This is a genomic window from Erythrobacter sp. CCH5-A1, from assembly GCF_001557115.1.
Lineage (GTDB): Bacteria > Pseudomonadota > Alphaproteobacteria > Sphingomonadales > Sphingomonadaceae > Erythrobacter.
Map to the genome: position 1 here is coordinate 14,171 of NZ_LSKQ01000177.1, position 13,591 is coordinate 27,761.

Here is a 13,591-nt window from a genome sequence, read left to right on the forward strand (position 1 = left end):
GCCCTGCCGCGCTTGCCTCTTGAGCGCAAGCCATGCGACACTCGCGCGATGGCAGTGGTCGCTCACCTTGCCCGGCATTTCGCGCCCCTGGTGGATTTCATCTATCCGCCGCGCTGCCCCGCGTGCGGAGCAGCGATCGCTGCGCAGGCGGGACTGTGCACCGATTGCTGGAGCACGCTCGAGGTGCCCGAGCACCCGGAATCGCCCGGCCACGCGGTGCCGGTCTATGCCGCGACCTACTATAACGAAACCTCGCGAAAGCTGGTGCTTGCCTACAAGCACGGCGGACGGATTGCGCTGTCGGGGCTGTTGGCGCGGCTGATTGCGGCGCGCATGCCCGAGCCGCTCGCGGGACGCGCGCCGCCGCTGCTGGTGCCGGTGCCGCTCCACCGCTGGCGACTGTGGAGCCGGGGGTTCAACCAGGCGGCTCTGCTTGCGCAGGCGCTCCAGAAGCAGGGCAAGGGCGAAGTGGCGGTGGCGGCGCTGGTGCGGTTCCGGCGCACGCCAAACCTCGGCGGGCTGGGCCGCGAGGCGCGCGAGCGGGTGCTGACCGGGGCGATCCGCCTCGCCCCGGGCGCGGCGGCGCGGGTCCGGGGGCGCGACGTGGTGCTGGTCGACGACGTGCTCACCAGCGGAGCAACGAGCCGCGCGTGCCTTTCCGCGATTGCCGGCGCGGCGCCTTCGAGCATCGCGATCGCGTGTTTTGCGCGGGTGGAGGAAGACCACAAGCTCGCGCATCCCTGAGCCTCCGGGCCCCGTAAACACATAACGCCCGAGGTCTTTCGACCCTGGGCGCCACGTGACGAAACGGTGCGGATCCACCCCAAAGGGCAATGGCAGCGACCCCCTAACTTCGCTGCCGGGATCCAGTCCCTATCGTTCAACCGGTCGCGCTGGCACCCCGCTGCCAGTTTCGCGGTCCGGTCACCCCCTGAACCCGGCACCGGGCGGTGCCGCGTGTTCGAGTGGAGAACCCCTTGCGAAGGCTCCGCAGGCTTTCTTCCACCGAGTTGCCTAACGCGGAAGACGAAACCTTGGCGGGGGCAATTTTTTGTGACTTGCTGTTGTCTGGTTGCAACAATCCTTGCATGAGCCGCCTCCGCACTATCCTGGAGTTGCCTCAGTGACCGATCCCGTCCTCACTTCCGAAGAGCGCGAAAAGGGCCTTGTCTTTGCTCCCAAATTCGATGCCGCAGGGCTTCTGACCGCGGTCGTGGTCGATGCTGCGGACGGCACTGTGCTGGTCGTGGCGCACATGAACGCCGAGGCGCTCGCGAAGACGCTCGAGACCGGCAAGGTGCACTTCTGGTCGCGATCGCGCGGGGCACTGTGGATGAAGGGCGAGACTTCGGGGCATGTCCTCGCCGTGGAGACGGTGCTGACCGACTGCGATCAGGACGCGCTGCTGATTCGCGCCACGCCCGCCGGCCCCACCTGCCACACGGGCGCGCGTTCCTGCTTTTACCGCGAAGTGATTCCGGGCGAGGGCGGGGTGGCGCTCCGGCGCAAGGATACTTGACGCTCACGTAAACGTAAGGTAGAGCGCGGGACATGGCTACCGCTCCCGCATCCACCGCCGCCGTCGATCCCGCCGCCGAACCGCGCCGCAACGGTGCGCATCTCGACCGGCCGGATGTCCACGAGCGCGAGCACTTCACCATCTCCGACCTCACCTCGGAGTTCGGCTGCACCGCGCGCGCGCTGCGTTTCTATGAGGACGAGGGGCTGATCAGCCCCGCGCGCGTCGGCCTCACCCGCGTCTATTCCAAGCGTGACCGCGCGCGCCTCGCGTGGATCATGCGCGCCAAGAATGTCGGCTTCTCGCTGACCGAAATCCGCGAGATGATCGACCTCTACGATCTCGACGACGGGCGTGTCGAACAGCGCCGCGTCACGATCGAGAAATGCCGCGCGCATATCGCCAAGCTGAAGGCGCAGCGCGACGACATCGACAGCTCGATCAAGGAACTGACCGACTTCGTGGCCGAAATCGAAAAGCTCGATCTGCGCTGATGCGCTAGGCCATACCCGTTTCACCCGTCCGCATACCAGAGGGATCCACAGATGCCGACCTACACCGCGCCCACCCGCGACACGCGTTTCATCGTCAACGAAGTGCTCGATCTGGCGAGCTACGGCAATCTGCCGGGCTTCGAGAACGCCACCCCCGATATGATCGAGACGGTCATCAACGAGGCCGGCAAGTTCTGCGCCGAGGTGCTCGCGCCGATCAACCAGGCGGGCGACGAGCATGGCTGCACCCGGCACGAAGACGGCTCGGTCACCACGCCCCCGGGTTTCAAGGAGGCCTACCAGGCCTATGTCGAAAGCGGTTGGGGCACGCTTGCCCAGCCCGAGGAGTTCGGCGGGCAGGGCTTGCCGCATGTGCTCGGCTTCGTGCTCGAGGAGTATACCGGCACCGCCAACCAGGCCTTCGCGATGTATCCGGGCCTCACCCACGGCGCGGTCTCGGCGATTCTCGCCAAGGGTTCGGACGAGCAGAAGGCCACTTACGTGCCCAAGATGATCTCGGGCGAATGGTCGGGCACGATGAACCTCACCGAGCCGCACTGCGGCACCGATCTCGGCATGATCCGCACCAAGGCCGTTCCGAACGGTGATGGCACCTATGCGATCACCGGCACCAAGATCTTCATCTCGGCCGGCGAGCATGACCTCACCAGCAACATCATCCACCTGGTGCTGGCCAAGACCCCGGGCGCGCCGGATTCGACCAAGGGTATCTCGCTCTTCATCGTGCCCAAGTTCATCCTCGACGAGAACGGCAATCCGGGCTTGCGCAACGGCGTTACCTGCGGGTCGATCGAGAAGAAGATGGGCATCCACGGCAACGCCACGTGCCTGCTCAATTATGACGGCGCGACCGGCTACCTCGTGGGAGAGGAGAACAAGGGGTTGGCCGCGATGTTCATCATGATGAACGCAGCCCGCCTCGGCGTCGGCATCCAGGGCTATGCCCAGGCCGAGGTCGCCTACCAGAACGCCGTCGCCTACGCGCTCGACCGGCGTCAGGGCCGCGCGCTGACCGGCCCGGCCGAGCCCGAGGCCAAGGCCGATCCGATCTTCGTCCACCCCGACGTGCGCCGCATGCTGATGGACGCCAAGGTCTTCACCGAGGCGATGCGCGCCCTGTGCCTGTGGGGCGCGCTCCAGGTCGATCTCACCCACAAGGCCCAGACCGAGGAAGAGCGCGAGCAGGCCGACCTGCTGATCGGGCTGATGACCCCCGTCATCAAGGGCTACGGCACCGACAAGGGCTATGACATCGCCAACAACATGCAGCAGGTCTATGGCGGCCACGGCTATGTGCGCGAGTGGGGCATGGAGCAGTTCGTGCGCGATAGCCGCATCGCGATGATCTACGAAGGCGCCAACGGCGTGCAGGCGATGGACCTGTGCGGCCGCAAGCTCGCCGCTGGCGGCGGCAAGGCGATCCAGGCCTTCTTCGCGATGATCGACGAGGAAATTGCCGCCGCCAAGCAGGTGGCAGAACTCGCTCCTGTCGCCGAGCGTCTCGAAAAGGCGCTGGGCGAGCAGAAGGCGGCGACGCAGTGGTTCATGATGAACGCCTTCACCAATCCCAATCACCTCGGCGCGGGCGCGCATCACTACATGCATATCATGGGCATCGTGACGCTCGGGCACTTCTGGCTGAAGATGGCCAAGGTGGCGCTGACAAAGCTTGCCGAGGGCGGCGAGGACAAGGCGTTCTACGAAGCCAAGCTCGTCTCGGCCAATTACTATGCCGAGCGCTTCCTCCCCGATGCGGGCGCGCTGCGCCGCAAGCTCGAGGCGGGCAGCGAATACATGATGAAGCTCCCGGCCGAGGCCTTCGCGACCGCCGCGTAAGCCCTTCGCCGCGCATTTCCGGTATGATTGCGGGGCCGCCATGTTGCTGCATGGCGGCCCCTGTGCTTTGTGGGGTGCGAAAGAGGAGCACGGGCACGATGATGCGGCGGTGGTTTCTGGCTTTGCTGGCCGCGATGATGTTCGCGGCACCCGCCGTTGCCGCGGGCGCGACCGGACAGGCCGGACGCTTCGTCTTCAGCGGGTGGGATGGCCCGCCGCTCCCTGTCTTTTACCAGTTGCCCGAGACGGTCACGCCCGACACGCGCGTCGTCTTCATCATGCACGGCGTCAACCGCGATGCCGACCGCTACCGCGACGAATGGGCGGCGCATGCCAGGCGCCTCGGCTTCATCGTCATCGCCCCGCAATTCGCTGCCGCCGACTTTCCCGGCTCGCTCGGCTACAACACCGGTTACTTCACCGAGGAGGATGGCACAGCGCGCCCGCGCAGCCGCTGGTCCTTTGCGGCGATCGAACCGTTGTTCGACGATGTCCGCCAGCGCTTCGGCACGCGGGTGGAGCGCTATGCGATCTACGGTCACTCCGCCGGGGCGCAATTCGTTCACCGCTACGTGCTGTTCATGCCCGAGGCGCGGATTGATCGGGCCATTGCTGCCAATGCCGGATGGTACACCATGCCCGACTCCGGCACCGCCTTTCCCTACGGTCTCGGTGCAACGCCGATTGGGGCCGAGGGGCTTGCAGCCGCGCTCGGCAAGCCGCTGATGGTGCTGCTCGGCACGGCCGATACCGACCGCGCCGATCCCGATCTGCGAAAGACCCCCGAGGCCGATGCGCAGGGGCCGCACCGCTACGCCCGCGGGCAGGCATTCTTCGCGCGCGGGGAGGCCGCCGCCGCGGCGGCCGGTGTCCCCTTCGCTTGGCAGCTCGAGCGGGTGCCGGGGATCGCGCACAGCAACGCCGGCATGGCCGAAGCGGCCGCGGCGCTGATCGCCGGGCGGTAAGGCCTGCTTCGCCGGTTCCCCGGCGCGCAGGGTGCCGCCGGTCAGTCGAGCATGCCCATCATGCGCTGAGAGCTGACCTTCATCTTGAGGCTCTTGGGACTGGCCGAGGCAGGGCGTTCCCACTGGCTCGCCGAACGCGCCGAGGCGACGCGCGGGCGGGCAGGTGCGGGACTTGCGACGGGGCGCTGCGAGGCAGCGGGGGCAGGCTGCGGTACGGGGCCGGGGGCGGGTGCGGGCTCGAGATCGACCGCTTCCAGCTCCTGCTCCGCTTCGGGCTCAGCTTCCTCTTCCGGCTCCGGCTCCGGCGGACTTGCCTGCACGACCGGTTCGGGTTGCGGCTCGGGCGCGGGAACGACCGCTGCGGGCGGTGCGGCCACAGGCGCAGGCGGCGCGGCCGGAGCGGGTGAAGGCTCGGCATCCCCCCCGGCTTGGGCGAGGCCCACGAGGATCTTTTCGGCCACCTCCTCGATCGAGCCGACCACCAGCAGCGGCTGCCCGCCGACGATGCCGACATTCGTCTGACCGTTCTCGGCGCTGCGCAGCCAGGCTACGTTGGAGGCCACGACAAGATAATTGCCGCCACGCGATTCGAGCTTGATGAACTTCATGAGCGGCACTTCCCGGGCAAAGACCTGATCGCTCGCGCAATCTTGTCCCGCAGGGTTACGCCGACAGGGTTAAGGAATCGGTTATTGCGGCCTCGCGACCGGCATCGGCAACCGCTCGGGCAAGGTCACTCCACCGGCAGGAAATCGGGGACCGAGAGATAGCGCTCGCCCGTGTCGTAATTGAAGCCGAGCACCCGCGTGCCGGCGGGAAGCTCGGGCAGTTTGCTGGCGATGGCGGCGAGCGTCGCGCCGCTCGAGATGCCGACGAGCATGCCCTCTTCGCGCGCGGCACGGCGGGCCATTTCCTTGGCCTCCTCGGCGTCGACCGTGATAGCACCGTCGATCGCGGCGGTGTGGAGATTGCCCGGAATGAATCCGGCGCCGATGCCCTGGATCGGGTGCGGGCCGGGCTGGCCGCCGTTGATGACGGGCGAGAGCGCGGGCTCGACCCCGTAGGCCTTCATCGCGGGCCAGTGCTTCTTCAGCTCCTCGGCGCAGCCGGTTAGGTGCCCGCCGGTGCCGACGCCGGTGATCATCACGTCGATCGGGCTATCGGCGAAGTCGACAAGGATTTCCTGCGCGGTGGTGCGGGCGTGGGCGGCGGGATTTGCCGCATTGTCGAACTGGCTCGGCATCCACGCGCCCGGGGTTCCGGCGACCAGCTCCATCGCCCGCTCGATCGCGCCCTTCATGCCCTTCTCGCGCGGGGTGAGGTCGAAGCTCGCGCCATAGGCGAGCATCAGGCGGCGACGTTCGACCGACATCGATTCGGGCATCACCAGGATCAGCTTGTAACCCTTGACCGCCGCGACCATCGCAAGGCCGATCCCGGTGTTGCCCGAGGTCGGCTCGACGATGGTGCCGCCGGCCTTCAGGGCCCCGCGCGCCTCGGCGTCCTCGACCATCGCGAGCGCGATGCGGTCCTTGATCGAGCCGCCGGGGTTGGCGCGCTCGGACTTCACCCACACCTCGTGGTCGGGGAACAGCCGCGCGAGGCGGATATGCGGGGTGCCGCCGATGGTGGCGAGGATGTTGTCGGCCTTCATGTCGATACCTCTCGTTTGAGCTCTTGGGGCTCGAAGCTGCGGGCGCGGCGCAATTCAGGGAAGTACCACGCCCAGACCAGTGTCACGAATATCGCACCCGCGCCGCCGAATACAACCGCCCCGACCGCGCCGAGCAACGCCGCAGCGAGCCCTGACTGCATTTCGCCGAGCTCGTTCGAGGCGGAGATGGCAAGGCCAGAGATCGCGGACACCCGTCCGCGCTTGTCATCGGGCGTGAAGAGCTGGACCAGCGAGCTCCGGATGAACACCGAGATCATGTCGACCGCGCCCATCGCGGCAAGAATCGCCAGCGACAGGATGAAGTATCGCGAGAAGGCGAAGGCGATGGTGAGCGCCCCGAACGCCGCGACCGCCCAGAGCATCTTGACCCCGACCTCGCGCTTCAGCGGACGGAAGGAGAGCCACAGCGCTACGCTCGCGGCACCGAAAGCCGGGGCGGCGCGCATCAGCCCGAGCCCCTCGGGCCCGACGAACAGGATATCGCGGGCGAAGACGGGCAGCAGCGCGGTCGCCCCCGCCAGCAGCACCGCGAACAGATCGAGCGTGATGCAGCCGAGCAGGAACCGCTCGCGCCACACGTAGATCATCCCCTCGGTGATCTGCTTCAGCGGCTTGAGCCGCGGCCCGTCCTGCTTGGCACGCACCGGCCGCACGGTGAGGATCAGCAGCATCGAGCAGCCGAGCAGCGCGGCCGAGAGCGCATGCGGCAGCCATTCGGCGCCCGCAAAGATCAGCCCGCCCACCGCTGGGCCGGCGACGCTCGCGGTCTGCCAGGCGATCGAGGACAGCGCGATGGCGCGCGGGAGCAGCGCTGGGGGCACGATGTTGGGCGCGATGGCGCTCATCGAGGGGCCGAGGAACACCCGCGCGGCGCCGTGGACGGCGGCGAGGGTGAAGAGAATCGGCAGGCTCAAGGCGTCGGCCCAGGTCGCCAGCGCCAGCACCACCGCGACGAGGCCGTCGATCCCGTTGGCGAAGGCCGCGACATGGCGCCGGTCGAAGCGGTCGGCGGCGAGGCCTGCGACGGGCGTCAGCAGGAACAGCGGCACGAATTGCGCCAGCCCCAGCAGCCCGAGCTGGAACGAGGCCTCGGCCACGCTCATCCCGTAATCGTCGCGCGCCACGGCGTAGAGCTGATAGCCGAGCAGCACCACCATCGACATGGTCGCGAACACGCCCATAAAACGCGCCAGCCAGTAGCGCCGGTAATCGGGTATCTGGAGCGGGGAGGCAGGTTCGGTCGCAGCGTCGGTCACGCCGCGCGCCATGGCAGGCGGCAGCGATGCTGCCAAGCAGGGGAAACTTGTTCCCCCTCGACTTTATGTTGCCTCAGCGCGGGCGGCGCAGGCGCGGGTTGGGCTGAAGCTCGTCGATGATCGCGACGAAATCGTCGAGACGGATGATCCGCTCGAACTGGAATCCGGCGCGGGTGTCGCGCGTCCAGATGACATAAGCCTCGATCCGGCCGACAATCGGCAAACGGATGATGATGCGGTCGCCGCGCTGGAGCTGGCCGCCATTATCGACCATGAAGCCATGGGCCGATAGATTGCAGATGTGCAGGTGCAGGTCGCCGTGCACGAAGTGTTCGACGATCGCCGGAAAGTCGACCGGATGACGCGCCGCGCGGCGCATGTCGGTCACACTGAGATTAGCTCCACCAGCCACGTAGCGCGATCCTTCCCTCCGTCTGGGTCACAGACAAGGGAAATGCCGGAGAAAGGCTGACAATTGGTAAAGGCCGGCGATGCGCCTTGTGGGTAACGCTTACCGCGTCACGAGGGCGTGGCGCTTTTTGCCGAGGCTGAGGCGCAGGGTCTGGCCTTCTTCGGGCAGCACCAGCCGGGCTGGATCGGAGACGGTCTCGCCCTCGAGTTTGACCGCGCCCTCGGCAAGCTTGCGCTTGGCCTCGCCATTGGAGGCGGTGAGCCCGACATCGGTGAGCAGGGCAGCAAGGCGCATGCCTTCGGGCCCTGTCGCGATGATCGGCAGATCCTCGCCCGCGCCGCTGCCAGCGAAGGTCTCGCGCGCGGTGGCTTCGGCGCGAGTGGCGGCCTCCTCGCCGCGCACGAGCTTGGTCACCTCGTTGGCGAGGATTACCTTGGCGGCGTTTATCTCTGCGCCTTCAAGCGCTTCGAGGCGGCTTATCTCATCGAGCGGCAGGTCGGTGAACAGGCGCAGGAACTTGCCGACGTCGGCATCATCGACGTTGCGCCAATATTGCCAGAAGTCGTAGGCGGGCAATTGATCCTCGTTGAGCCACACCGCGCCCGCTGCGGTCTTGCCCATCTTCGCCCCGCTCGCGGTGGTCAGCAGCGGGGTGGTGAGGCCGAACAGCTCGGTCCCGTCCATGCGCCGGCCAAGCTCAATCCCGTTGACGATATTGCCCCATTGGTCGCTGCCGCCCATCTGCAAGCGGACGCCAAGATCGCGCGACAAGTACCTGAAATCATAACCTTGAAGGATCATGTAGTTGAATTCGAGAAAGGTCATCGGCTGCTCGCGCTCGAGCCTGAGCCGGACCGAATCGAAGGTCAGCATGCGGTTGACGGTGAAATGGGTGCCGACTTCCTGAAGCAGCTGGATGTAACCCAGCTGCCCGAGCCAATCATGGTTGTTGACCATCACCGCGTCGGTCGGGCCATCCCCAAATTTCAGCAGCTTGTCGAAGACTGTGAAGATCGACCGGATGTTCGCCTCGATCGTCTCGTCGGTGAGCATCTTGCGGCTCTCGTCCCGGCCCGTCGGGTCGCCGATGCGGGTGGTGCCGCCGCCCATCACGACCACCGGCTTGTGCCCGGTCTGCTGCAAGCGGCGCAGCATCATGATCTGGACGAGGCTGCCGATGTGCAGCGAGGGCGCAGTCGCATCGAATCCGATATAGCCCGGCACCACCTGCTGGGAGGCCAGGGCATCGAGGCCCGCCGCGTCGGTCATCTGGTGGATATAGCCGCGCTCGTCGAGCAGGCGCAGGAGGCTGGATTCGTAGGTGCTCATGGCGGGCGGCCCTAACAGGCGGGGCGCGCGGCGTGAAGTGGCTTGCCGGGCGCGCGCGCGCGCGGCACACAGGGACGATGCACGCGCTCATGCTCCACGTTGCCTGCGATCTTGGTCCAGTCCGCGCCATTACCGCCGCCATTTCCGCGACGCCGCAGGGCTGCGAGGCCGAATTCCGGCTCGACGGGCTTGTGCCCGGCATCGTCGTTCCCCCGGCCGCCACCCCTGCACGGCGCGACAACCTTTGGCAGACCACCTGCTTCGAAATCTTCTGGCAGCCGCTCGGCGATACGGCCTACCGCGAATTCAACCTCTCGCCCTCGGGCCAATGGGCGGCCTACGACTTCGATTCCTTCCGCGAAGGGATGCGCGATGCGCCGGTCGAGGCCATCGCCATCGCCCGCTCGCATGACGTTGCGGGACTGGTGCTCAAGGCGAGCATTGCAGCCGACCTGCCCGCTCCGGCGCAGGTGGCGCTCAACGCGGTGGTCGAGCAGGCGGACGGCACCAAGCAGTACTGGGCGCTCGCCTTCCCACCCGGCAGGCCCGAATTCCATTCCGAAGCCAACCGTGCGCTGATCGTCGAGCGTTAACGCACCGGCGCTCCGGTGACAAAGGGCCGGTTGAGCTGGACGATCTTTCCGTTGAGCACGAAGGCGAAGCTCACCCAGATGAAATAGGGGACATTGAGCCAGCCTGCGAAGCTGTCGCCAACGAGGCGCGGCAGCACCACCATCAGCCCCACGACCGAGAGCCACAGGAACACGTTTTCGGCGAGCGCCCAGTCGGGTCGCTTCAGCTTGAAGAACAGCGGCGACCAGAGGAAGTGGAGCACGAAATTGGCGATGAACAGCGCCCACACACCGGTGCGCGCCTCGGGCGAGGGCGCCTCGGTCAGGCCGATGTAGAAGCTCCACCCGGCAAGGCCGAGGATCACCGTCCAGGCCGGGCCGAACAGCCAGTCGGGCGGCTGCCACGGGGGTTTGCGCAAGTCGCGATACCACTGGCCGATCTCGGTCAGCGCGCCGCCCGCACCGCCGAGGATGATCGCCCAGCCTGCGGCGATGGCTGCGGGTGTCCAGTCGATGTCCATGGAGGTCTAACTGGCACAGTGTGGGCAATGTTCCCACCCCTAGCGCCAAGCATTGCCTTTGCGCGGCGCCTGTTCCATCGCTTGAGGCATGAAGAACGGCATCGACCGGCTGCTCGCCGACCCCGAACTCCTCCGCCAATTGAAGGGCCGCCGCGTGGCGCTGGTGGCGCATCCGGCGAGCGTGACGGCGGACCTCACCCACAGCCTTGACGCGCTGATCGCGGCAGGCGTGCAGGTGAACAGCGCCTTCGGTCCGCAGCACGGCCTCAAGGGCGACAAGCAGGACAACATGGTCGAGACCGCGGACGAAATGGATCCGCGCTACGGCATCCCGATCTTCTCGCTCTATGGCGAGGTGCGCCGTCCGACGGGGCAGATGATGTCGAGCGCCGACGTGTTCCTGTTCGACCTGCAGGACCTCGGCTGCCGGATCTATACCTTCGTGACCACGCTGCTCTATCTGCTCGAGGAAGCGACCAAGGCGGGCAAGGAGGTGTGGGTGCTCGACCGACCGAACCCCGCCGGCCGCCCGGTAGAGGGGACGCTGCTGGTGCCGGGGCAGGAGAGCTTCGTCGGCGCCGCCCCGATGCCGATGCGCCACGGCCTCACCATGGGGGAGATGGGCCACTGGTTCATCGCGCATTTCGGTCTCGACGTCGCCTACAAGGTGGTGGCGATGGAAGGCTGGCGTCCCGACGCGGATGACGGCTTTGGATGGTCGGCGTCACGCATCTGGATCAACCCCTCGCCCAATGCCGCCAATCTCAATATGGCGCGCGCCTATGCCGGGACGGTGATGCTGGAGGGCACGACCCTGTCCGAAGGGCGCGGCACCACCCGGCCGCTCGAGGTGCTGTTCGGCGCGCCGGACATTGATGCGGGCGCGGTTCTGAAGGTGATGAACAGGCTCGCCCCCGACTGGCTGGCGGGCTGCCGGGTCCGCGAATGCTGGTTCGAACCGACTTTCCACAAGCACAAAGGAACGCTCTGCAACGCATTGATGATCCATGCGGAAGGCGGTTTCTACCAGCACGACACCTTCAAGCCCTGGCGCTTGCAGGCGCTCGCCTTCAAGGCGATCCGCACGCTCTATCCTGATTACCCGCTGTGGCGTGATTTCCCCTACGAGTACGAGCTCACCCGCCTCGCGATCGACGTGATCAACGGCGGGCCGTCGCTCAGGGAGTGGGTCGACGATCCGGCCGCTGTCCCCCATGATCTTGACGTCATGGCGGCACAGGACGAGGCGGCCTGGGTTGCCGAGGTGCGACCGCATCTGCTTTATTGAATGTGACGTCACGACGCCAAACGGGTGCGTGACACTAGGGATGGCGGACCAACCGCCACCGATGGGAGAGAAAAGGAATGGCAACCGCGGCAGCGAGCGGCACTGGCGTGCAGTCCGCAAGGGTGACCTTGTGGATCCTGCTGACGGTCTATGTCTTCAATTTCATCGACCGCCAGATCGTCAACATCCTGGCCGAGCCGATCGCGCGCGACCTCAAGCTGTCCGACACCCAGATCGGGTTGATGACGGGGCTCGCCTTCGCACTGTTCTACACCGTTCTCGGCATCCCCATCGCACGGCTTGCCGACCGTCAGACCACGAGCCGCCCGAAGCTGATCGCGGTCGCGCTGGCGCTGTGGTCGGGGATGACGGCGCTGTGCGGCGTGGCACAGAACTTCTGGCAGCTGCTGCTCGCCCGGATCGGCGTCGGGGTGGGCGAGGCGGGCTGCACCCCGCCAGCGCATTCGCTCATCAGCGACATGGTGCCGCCCGATAAGCGCGCTTCGGCTCTGGCCTTCTATTCGCTCGGCATTCCCATCGGATCGCTGCTGGGCATGGTGATCGGCGGCTTGCTCGCTGATTACATGGGCTGGCGCGAAGCCTTCGTGGTGGTGGGACTTCCCGGCGTCGCGCTGGCACTGGTGGTGTGGTTCGTCCTGCGCGACCCGCGCCACTCTGACGTCGCGGCCGTTTTGCAGGCAAAGAGCCAGCCCGCCGCGCTGCCATTGGGCAAGGCGGTGGCCGAAATCATGCGCTCGCGCGCTTTCGTGCTGCTGGTACTGGCGGGCTCAGCGGCGGCGTTCCTGTCCTATGGCAAGACCACCTGGACGACGATCTTCTTCCAGCGCACCCATGACATGACCCCGGGACAGGTGGGACTGTGGTTCGGCATCATCGGCGGGGTCGGGGGTATCCTCGGCACGTGGCTCGGCGGCTACCTCGCGGACCGTTTCGGGGCGAAGCACCGCCGCCACGTGCTGACCGCGCCCGCTGTCGGCATGGCGCTGGCCGTGCCGCTCGCGATCGCCGCCTATCAGGCACCGAGCTGGCCGCTGGCGCTGGTGCTGATCTTCGTGCCGCAGGTGTTCAACTCGCTTTACTACGGGCCGACCTATTCGGCGGCGCAAGGCCTCGTGCCGCTGCGGGCGAGGGCGATTGCGGCGGCGAGCTTGCTGTTCTTCCAGAACCTTATCGGGCTGGGGCTGGGGCCGCTGTTCTTCGGGATGCTGTCCGACTGGTTGCAACCCGTCTACGGCGCGGATAGCGTGCGCTACGTGCTCTACGGCGCAGCGGTGCTGGGGCTGGTGCCGGCGTTCTTCTTCTGGCGGTGCAGCCTGCATTTGGACGCAGAGCTGGACCGAAAGGGCTGAAAGTCAGCGCCTCGGATCACTAACGTGCCATCCATGCCATGAAGATCGCCGCCGATACCGCGTTGCACACGACAAAGGCCAGCTTGGACGGCAAAGGCATGGGCCTCAGGTGAAGATTGGCCAAGCCCCTGCCGCTACGCTTGCGCAAACCGGCAAGTTCCATCCCGATCGCCAGCAGGTTGAATATCCAGATCCGTCCGGTCACCGGCAGATCGCCCTCCCACAGCGGGTGATTGACTGTCAGATCGAACAGAAACTTAGGAAAAAAGAACGCAGACAAGACGAAAGTCACGATCATCGGTGTGAGGCCAAAGGCCGCAGCCCTTAAGCGCT

At 66.6% G+C, this 13,591-nt stretch carries 15 protein-coding genes; 8 read left to right on the forward strand and 7 right to left on the reverse strand.

The genetic code is table 11. From position 1 onward, the window contains the following. The first annotated feature begins 48 nt into the window (after nucleotides 1–48). The 5 genes from AX708_RS10465 (at nucleotide 49) to AX708_RS10485 (ending at nucleotide 4,835) form a co-directional block, all read left to right on the forward strand. A complete protein-coding gene (locus AX708_RS10465; protein ID WP_066532748.1) occupies nucleotides 49–744 on the forward strand; it encodes a ComF family protein in 696 nt (231 codons plus the stop codon). Between the two features lie 379 nt (nucleotides 745–1,123). Continuing rightward, a complete protein-coding gene (gene hisI, locus AX708_RS10470; protein WP_066532750.1) occupies nucleotides 1,124–1,519 on the forward strand; it encodes a phosphoribosyl-AMP cyclohydrolase in 396 nt (131 codons plus the stop codon). A 32-nt stretch (nucleotides 1,520–1,551) separates the two neighbouring features. Then, complete coding sequence (locus AX708_RS10475) at nucleotides 1,552–2,013, forward strand: MerR family DNA-binding transcriptional regulator (protein ID WP_066532751.1); 462 nt, start codon at nucleotides 1,552–1,554, stop codon at nucleotides 2,011–2,013. Nucleotides 2,014–2,064: 51 nt separating this feature from the next. After that, complete coding sequence (locus AX708_RS10480) at nucleotides 2,065–3,870, forward strand: acyl-CoA dehydrogenase C-terminal domain-containing protein (protein WP_066532754.1); 1,806 nt, start codon at nucleotides 2,065–2,067, stop codon at nucleotides 3,868–3,870. Nucleotides 3,871–3,968: 98 nt separating this feature from the next. Beyond that, on the forward strand, nucleotides 3,969–4,835 hold the full coding sequence (locus AX708_RS10485) for an alpha/beta hydrolase (RefSeq protein WP_066532755.1): 867 nt from the start codon (nucleotides 3,969–3,971) through the stop codon (nucleotides 4,833–4,835). Nucleotides 4,836–4,876: 41 nt separating this feature from the next. Here AX708_RS10485 and AX708_RS10490 read toward each other — a convergent pair whose 3' ends face one another. The 5 genes from AX708_RS10490 to tyrS all read right to left on the reverse strand — a co-directional run bounded on the left by AX708_RS10490 (nucleotide 4,877) and on the right by tyrS (nucleotide 9,507). After that, on the reverse strand, nucleotides 4,877–5,443 hold the full coding sequence (locus tag AX708_RS10490; RefSeq protein ID WP_066532756.1) for a hypothetical protein: 567 nt from the start codon (nucleotides 5,441–5,443) through the stop codon (nucleotides 4,877–4,879). A gap of 125 nt (nucleotides 5,444–5,568) precedes the next feature. Further along, nucleotides 5,569–6,489, reverse strand: coding sequence for a cysteine synthase A (gene cysK / locus AX708_RS10495; protein ID WP_066532758.1), 921 nt, complete (start codon nucleotides 6,487–6,489; stop codon nucleotides 5,569–5,571). Then, a complete protein-coding gene (locus tag AX708_RS10500; protein ID WP_066532760.1) occupies nucleotides 6,486–7,778 on the reverse strand; it encodes an MFS transporter in 1,293 nt (430 codons plus the stop codon). The genes cysK and AX708_RS10500 overlap by 4 nt, the downstream gene beginning before the upstream one ends. Nucleotides 7,779–7,839: 61 nt before the next feature. Continuing rightward, nucleotides 7,840–8,178 carry a PilZ domain-containing protein gene (locus AX708_RS10505; RefSeq protein WP_197426274.1) on the reverse strand — a complete coding sequence of 113 codons (339 nt, stop codon included), beginning with the start codon at nucleotides 8,176–8,178 and terminating at the stop codon, nucleotides 7,840–7,842. Nucleotides 8,179–8,277: 99 nt separating this feature from the next. After that, the gene (tyrS, locus tag AX708_RS10510) at nucleotides 8,278–9,507 is read right to left on the reverse strand and encodes a tyrosine--tRNA ligase (protein ID WP_066532762.1); all 1,230 of its coding nucleotides are present in this window, start codon (nucleotides 9,505–9,507) and stop codon (nucleotides 8,278–8,280) included. Nucleotides 9,508–9,584: 77 nt separating this feature from the next. Here tyrS and AX708_RS10515 point away from each other — a divergent pair, with 77 nt between their 5' ends. Continuing rightward, nucleotides 9,585–10,100: a DOMON-like domain-containing protein gene (locus AX708_RS10515; protein WP_066532764.1), complete on the forward strand. Its 516-nt coding sequence runs from the start codon at nucleotides 9,585–9,587 to the stop codon at nucleotides 10,098–10,100. Here AX708_RS10515 and AX708_RS10520 read toward each other — a convergent pair. After that, a complete protein-coding gene (locus tag AX708_RS10520; protein ID WP_066532765.1) occupies nucleotides 10,097–10,600 on the reverse strand; it encodes a TspO/MBR family protein in 504 nt (167 codons plus the stop codon). The two genes, AX708_RS10515 and AX708_RS10520, sit on opposite strands and share 4 nt — an antisense overlap. Before the next feature lie 88 nt (nucleotides 10,601–10,688). On the opposite strand from AX708_RS10520, the gene AX708_RS10525 reads away from it, so the two are divergent. Continuing rightward, a complete protein-coding gene (locus AX708_RS10525; RefSeq protein ID WP_066532766.1) occupies nucleotides 10,689–11,888 on the forward strand; it encodes an exo-beta-N-acetylmuramidase NamZ domain-containing protein in 1,200 nt (399 codons plus the stop codon). 77 nt (nucleotides 11,889–11,965) lie between these two features. Continuing rightward, nucleotides 11,966–13,258, forward strand: coding sequence for an MFS transporter (locus tag AX708_RS10530; protein ID WP_066532768.1), 1,293 nt, complete (start codon nucleotides 11,966–11,968; stop codon nucleotides 13,256–13,258). Nucleotides 13,259–13,277: 19 nt separating this feature from the next. Here the strand turns inward: AX708_RS10530 and AX708_RS10535 are convergent, their stop codons facing one another. Then, nucleotides 13,278–13,556: a hypothetical protein gene (locus AX708_RS10535; protein ID WP_156443507.1), complete on the reverse strand. Its 279-nt coding sequence runs from the start codon at nucleotides 13,554–13,556 to the stop codon at nucleotides 13,278–13,280. Between the last annotated feature and the right edge of the window lie 35 nt (nucleotides 13,557–13,591).

Excerpts from the sequence above, each read along its gene's own strand:
- AX708_RS10465 (WP_066532748.1), top strand. The coding sequence starts at position 49 with ATGGCAGTGGTCGCTCACCTTGCCCGGCATTTCGCGCCCCTGGTGGAT.
- AX708_RS10475 (WP_066532751.1), top strand. The coding sequence starts at position 1,552 with ATGGCTACCGCTCCCGCATCCACCGCCGCCGTCGATCCCGCCGCCGAA.
- AX708_RS10480 (WP_066532754.1), top strand. The coding sequence starts at position 2,065 with ATGCCGACCTACACCGCGCCCACCCGCGACACGCGTTTCATCGTCAAC.
- AX708_RS10485 (WP_066532755.1), top strand. The coding sequence starts at position 3,969 with ATGATGCGGCGGTGGTTTCTGGCTTTGCTGGCCGCGATGATGTTCGCG.
- AX708_RS10490 (WP_066532756.1), bottom strand. The coding sequence starts at position 5,443 with ATGAAGTTCATCAAGCTCGAATCGCGTGGCGGCAATTATCTTGTCGTG.
- cysK (WP_066532758.1), bottom strand. The coding sequence starts at position 6,489 with ATGAAGGCCGACAACATCCTCGCCACCATCGGCGGCACCCCGCATATC.
- AX708_RS10500 (WP_066532760.1), bottom strand. The coding sequence starts at position 7,778 with ATGGCGCGCGGCGTGACCGACGCTGCGACCGAACCTGCCTCCCCGCTC.
- tyrS (WP_066532762.1), bottom strand. The coding sequence starts at position 9,507 with ATGAGCACCTACGAATCCAGCCTCCTGCGCCTGCTCGACGAGCGCGGC.
- AX708_RS10515 (WP_066532764.1), top strand. The coding sequence starts at position 9,585 with ATGCACGCGCTCATGCTCCACGTTGCCTGCGATCTTGGTCCAGTCCGC.
- AX708_RS10520 (WP_066532765.1), bottom strand. The coding sequence starts at position 10,600 with ATGGACATCGACTGGACACCCGCAGCCATCGCCGCAGGCTGGGCGATC.
- AX708_RS10525 (WP_066532766.1), top strand. The coding sequence starts at position 10,689 with ATGAAGAACGGCATCGACCGGCTGCTCGCCGACCCCGAACTCCTCCGC.
- AX708_RS10530 (WP_066532768.1), top strand. The coding sequence starts at position 11,966 with ATGGCAACCGCGGCAGCGAGCGGCACTGGCGTGCAGTCCGCAAGGGTG.
- AX708_RS10535 (WP_156443507.1), bottom strand. The coding sequence starts at position 13,556 with ATGATCGTGACTTTCGTCTTGTCTGCGTTCTTTTTTCCTAAGTTTCTG.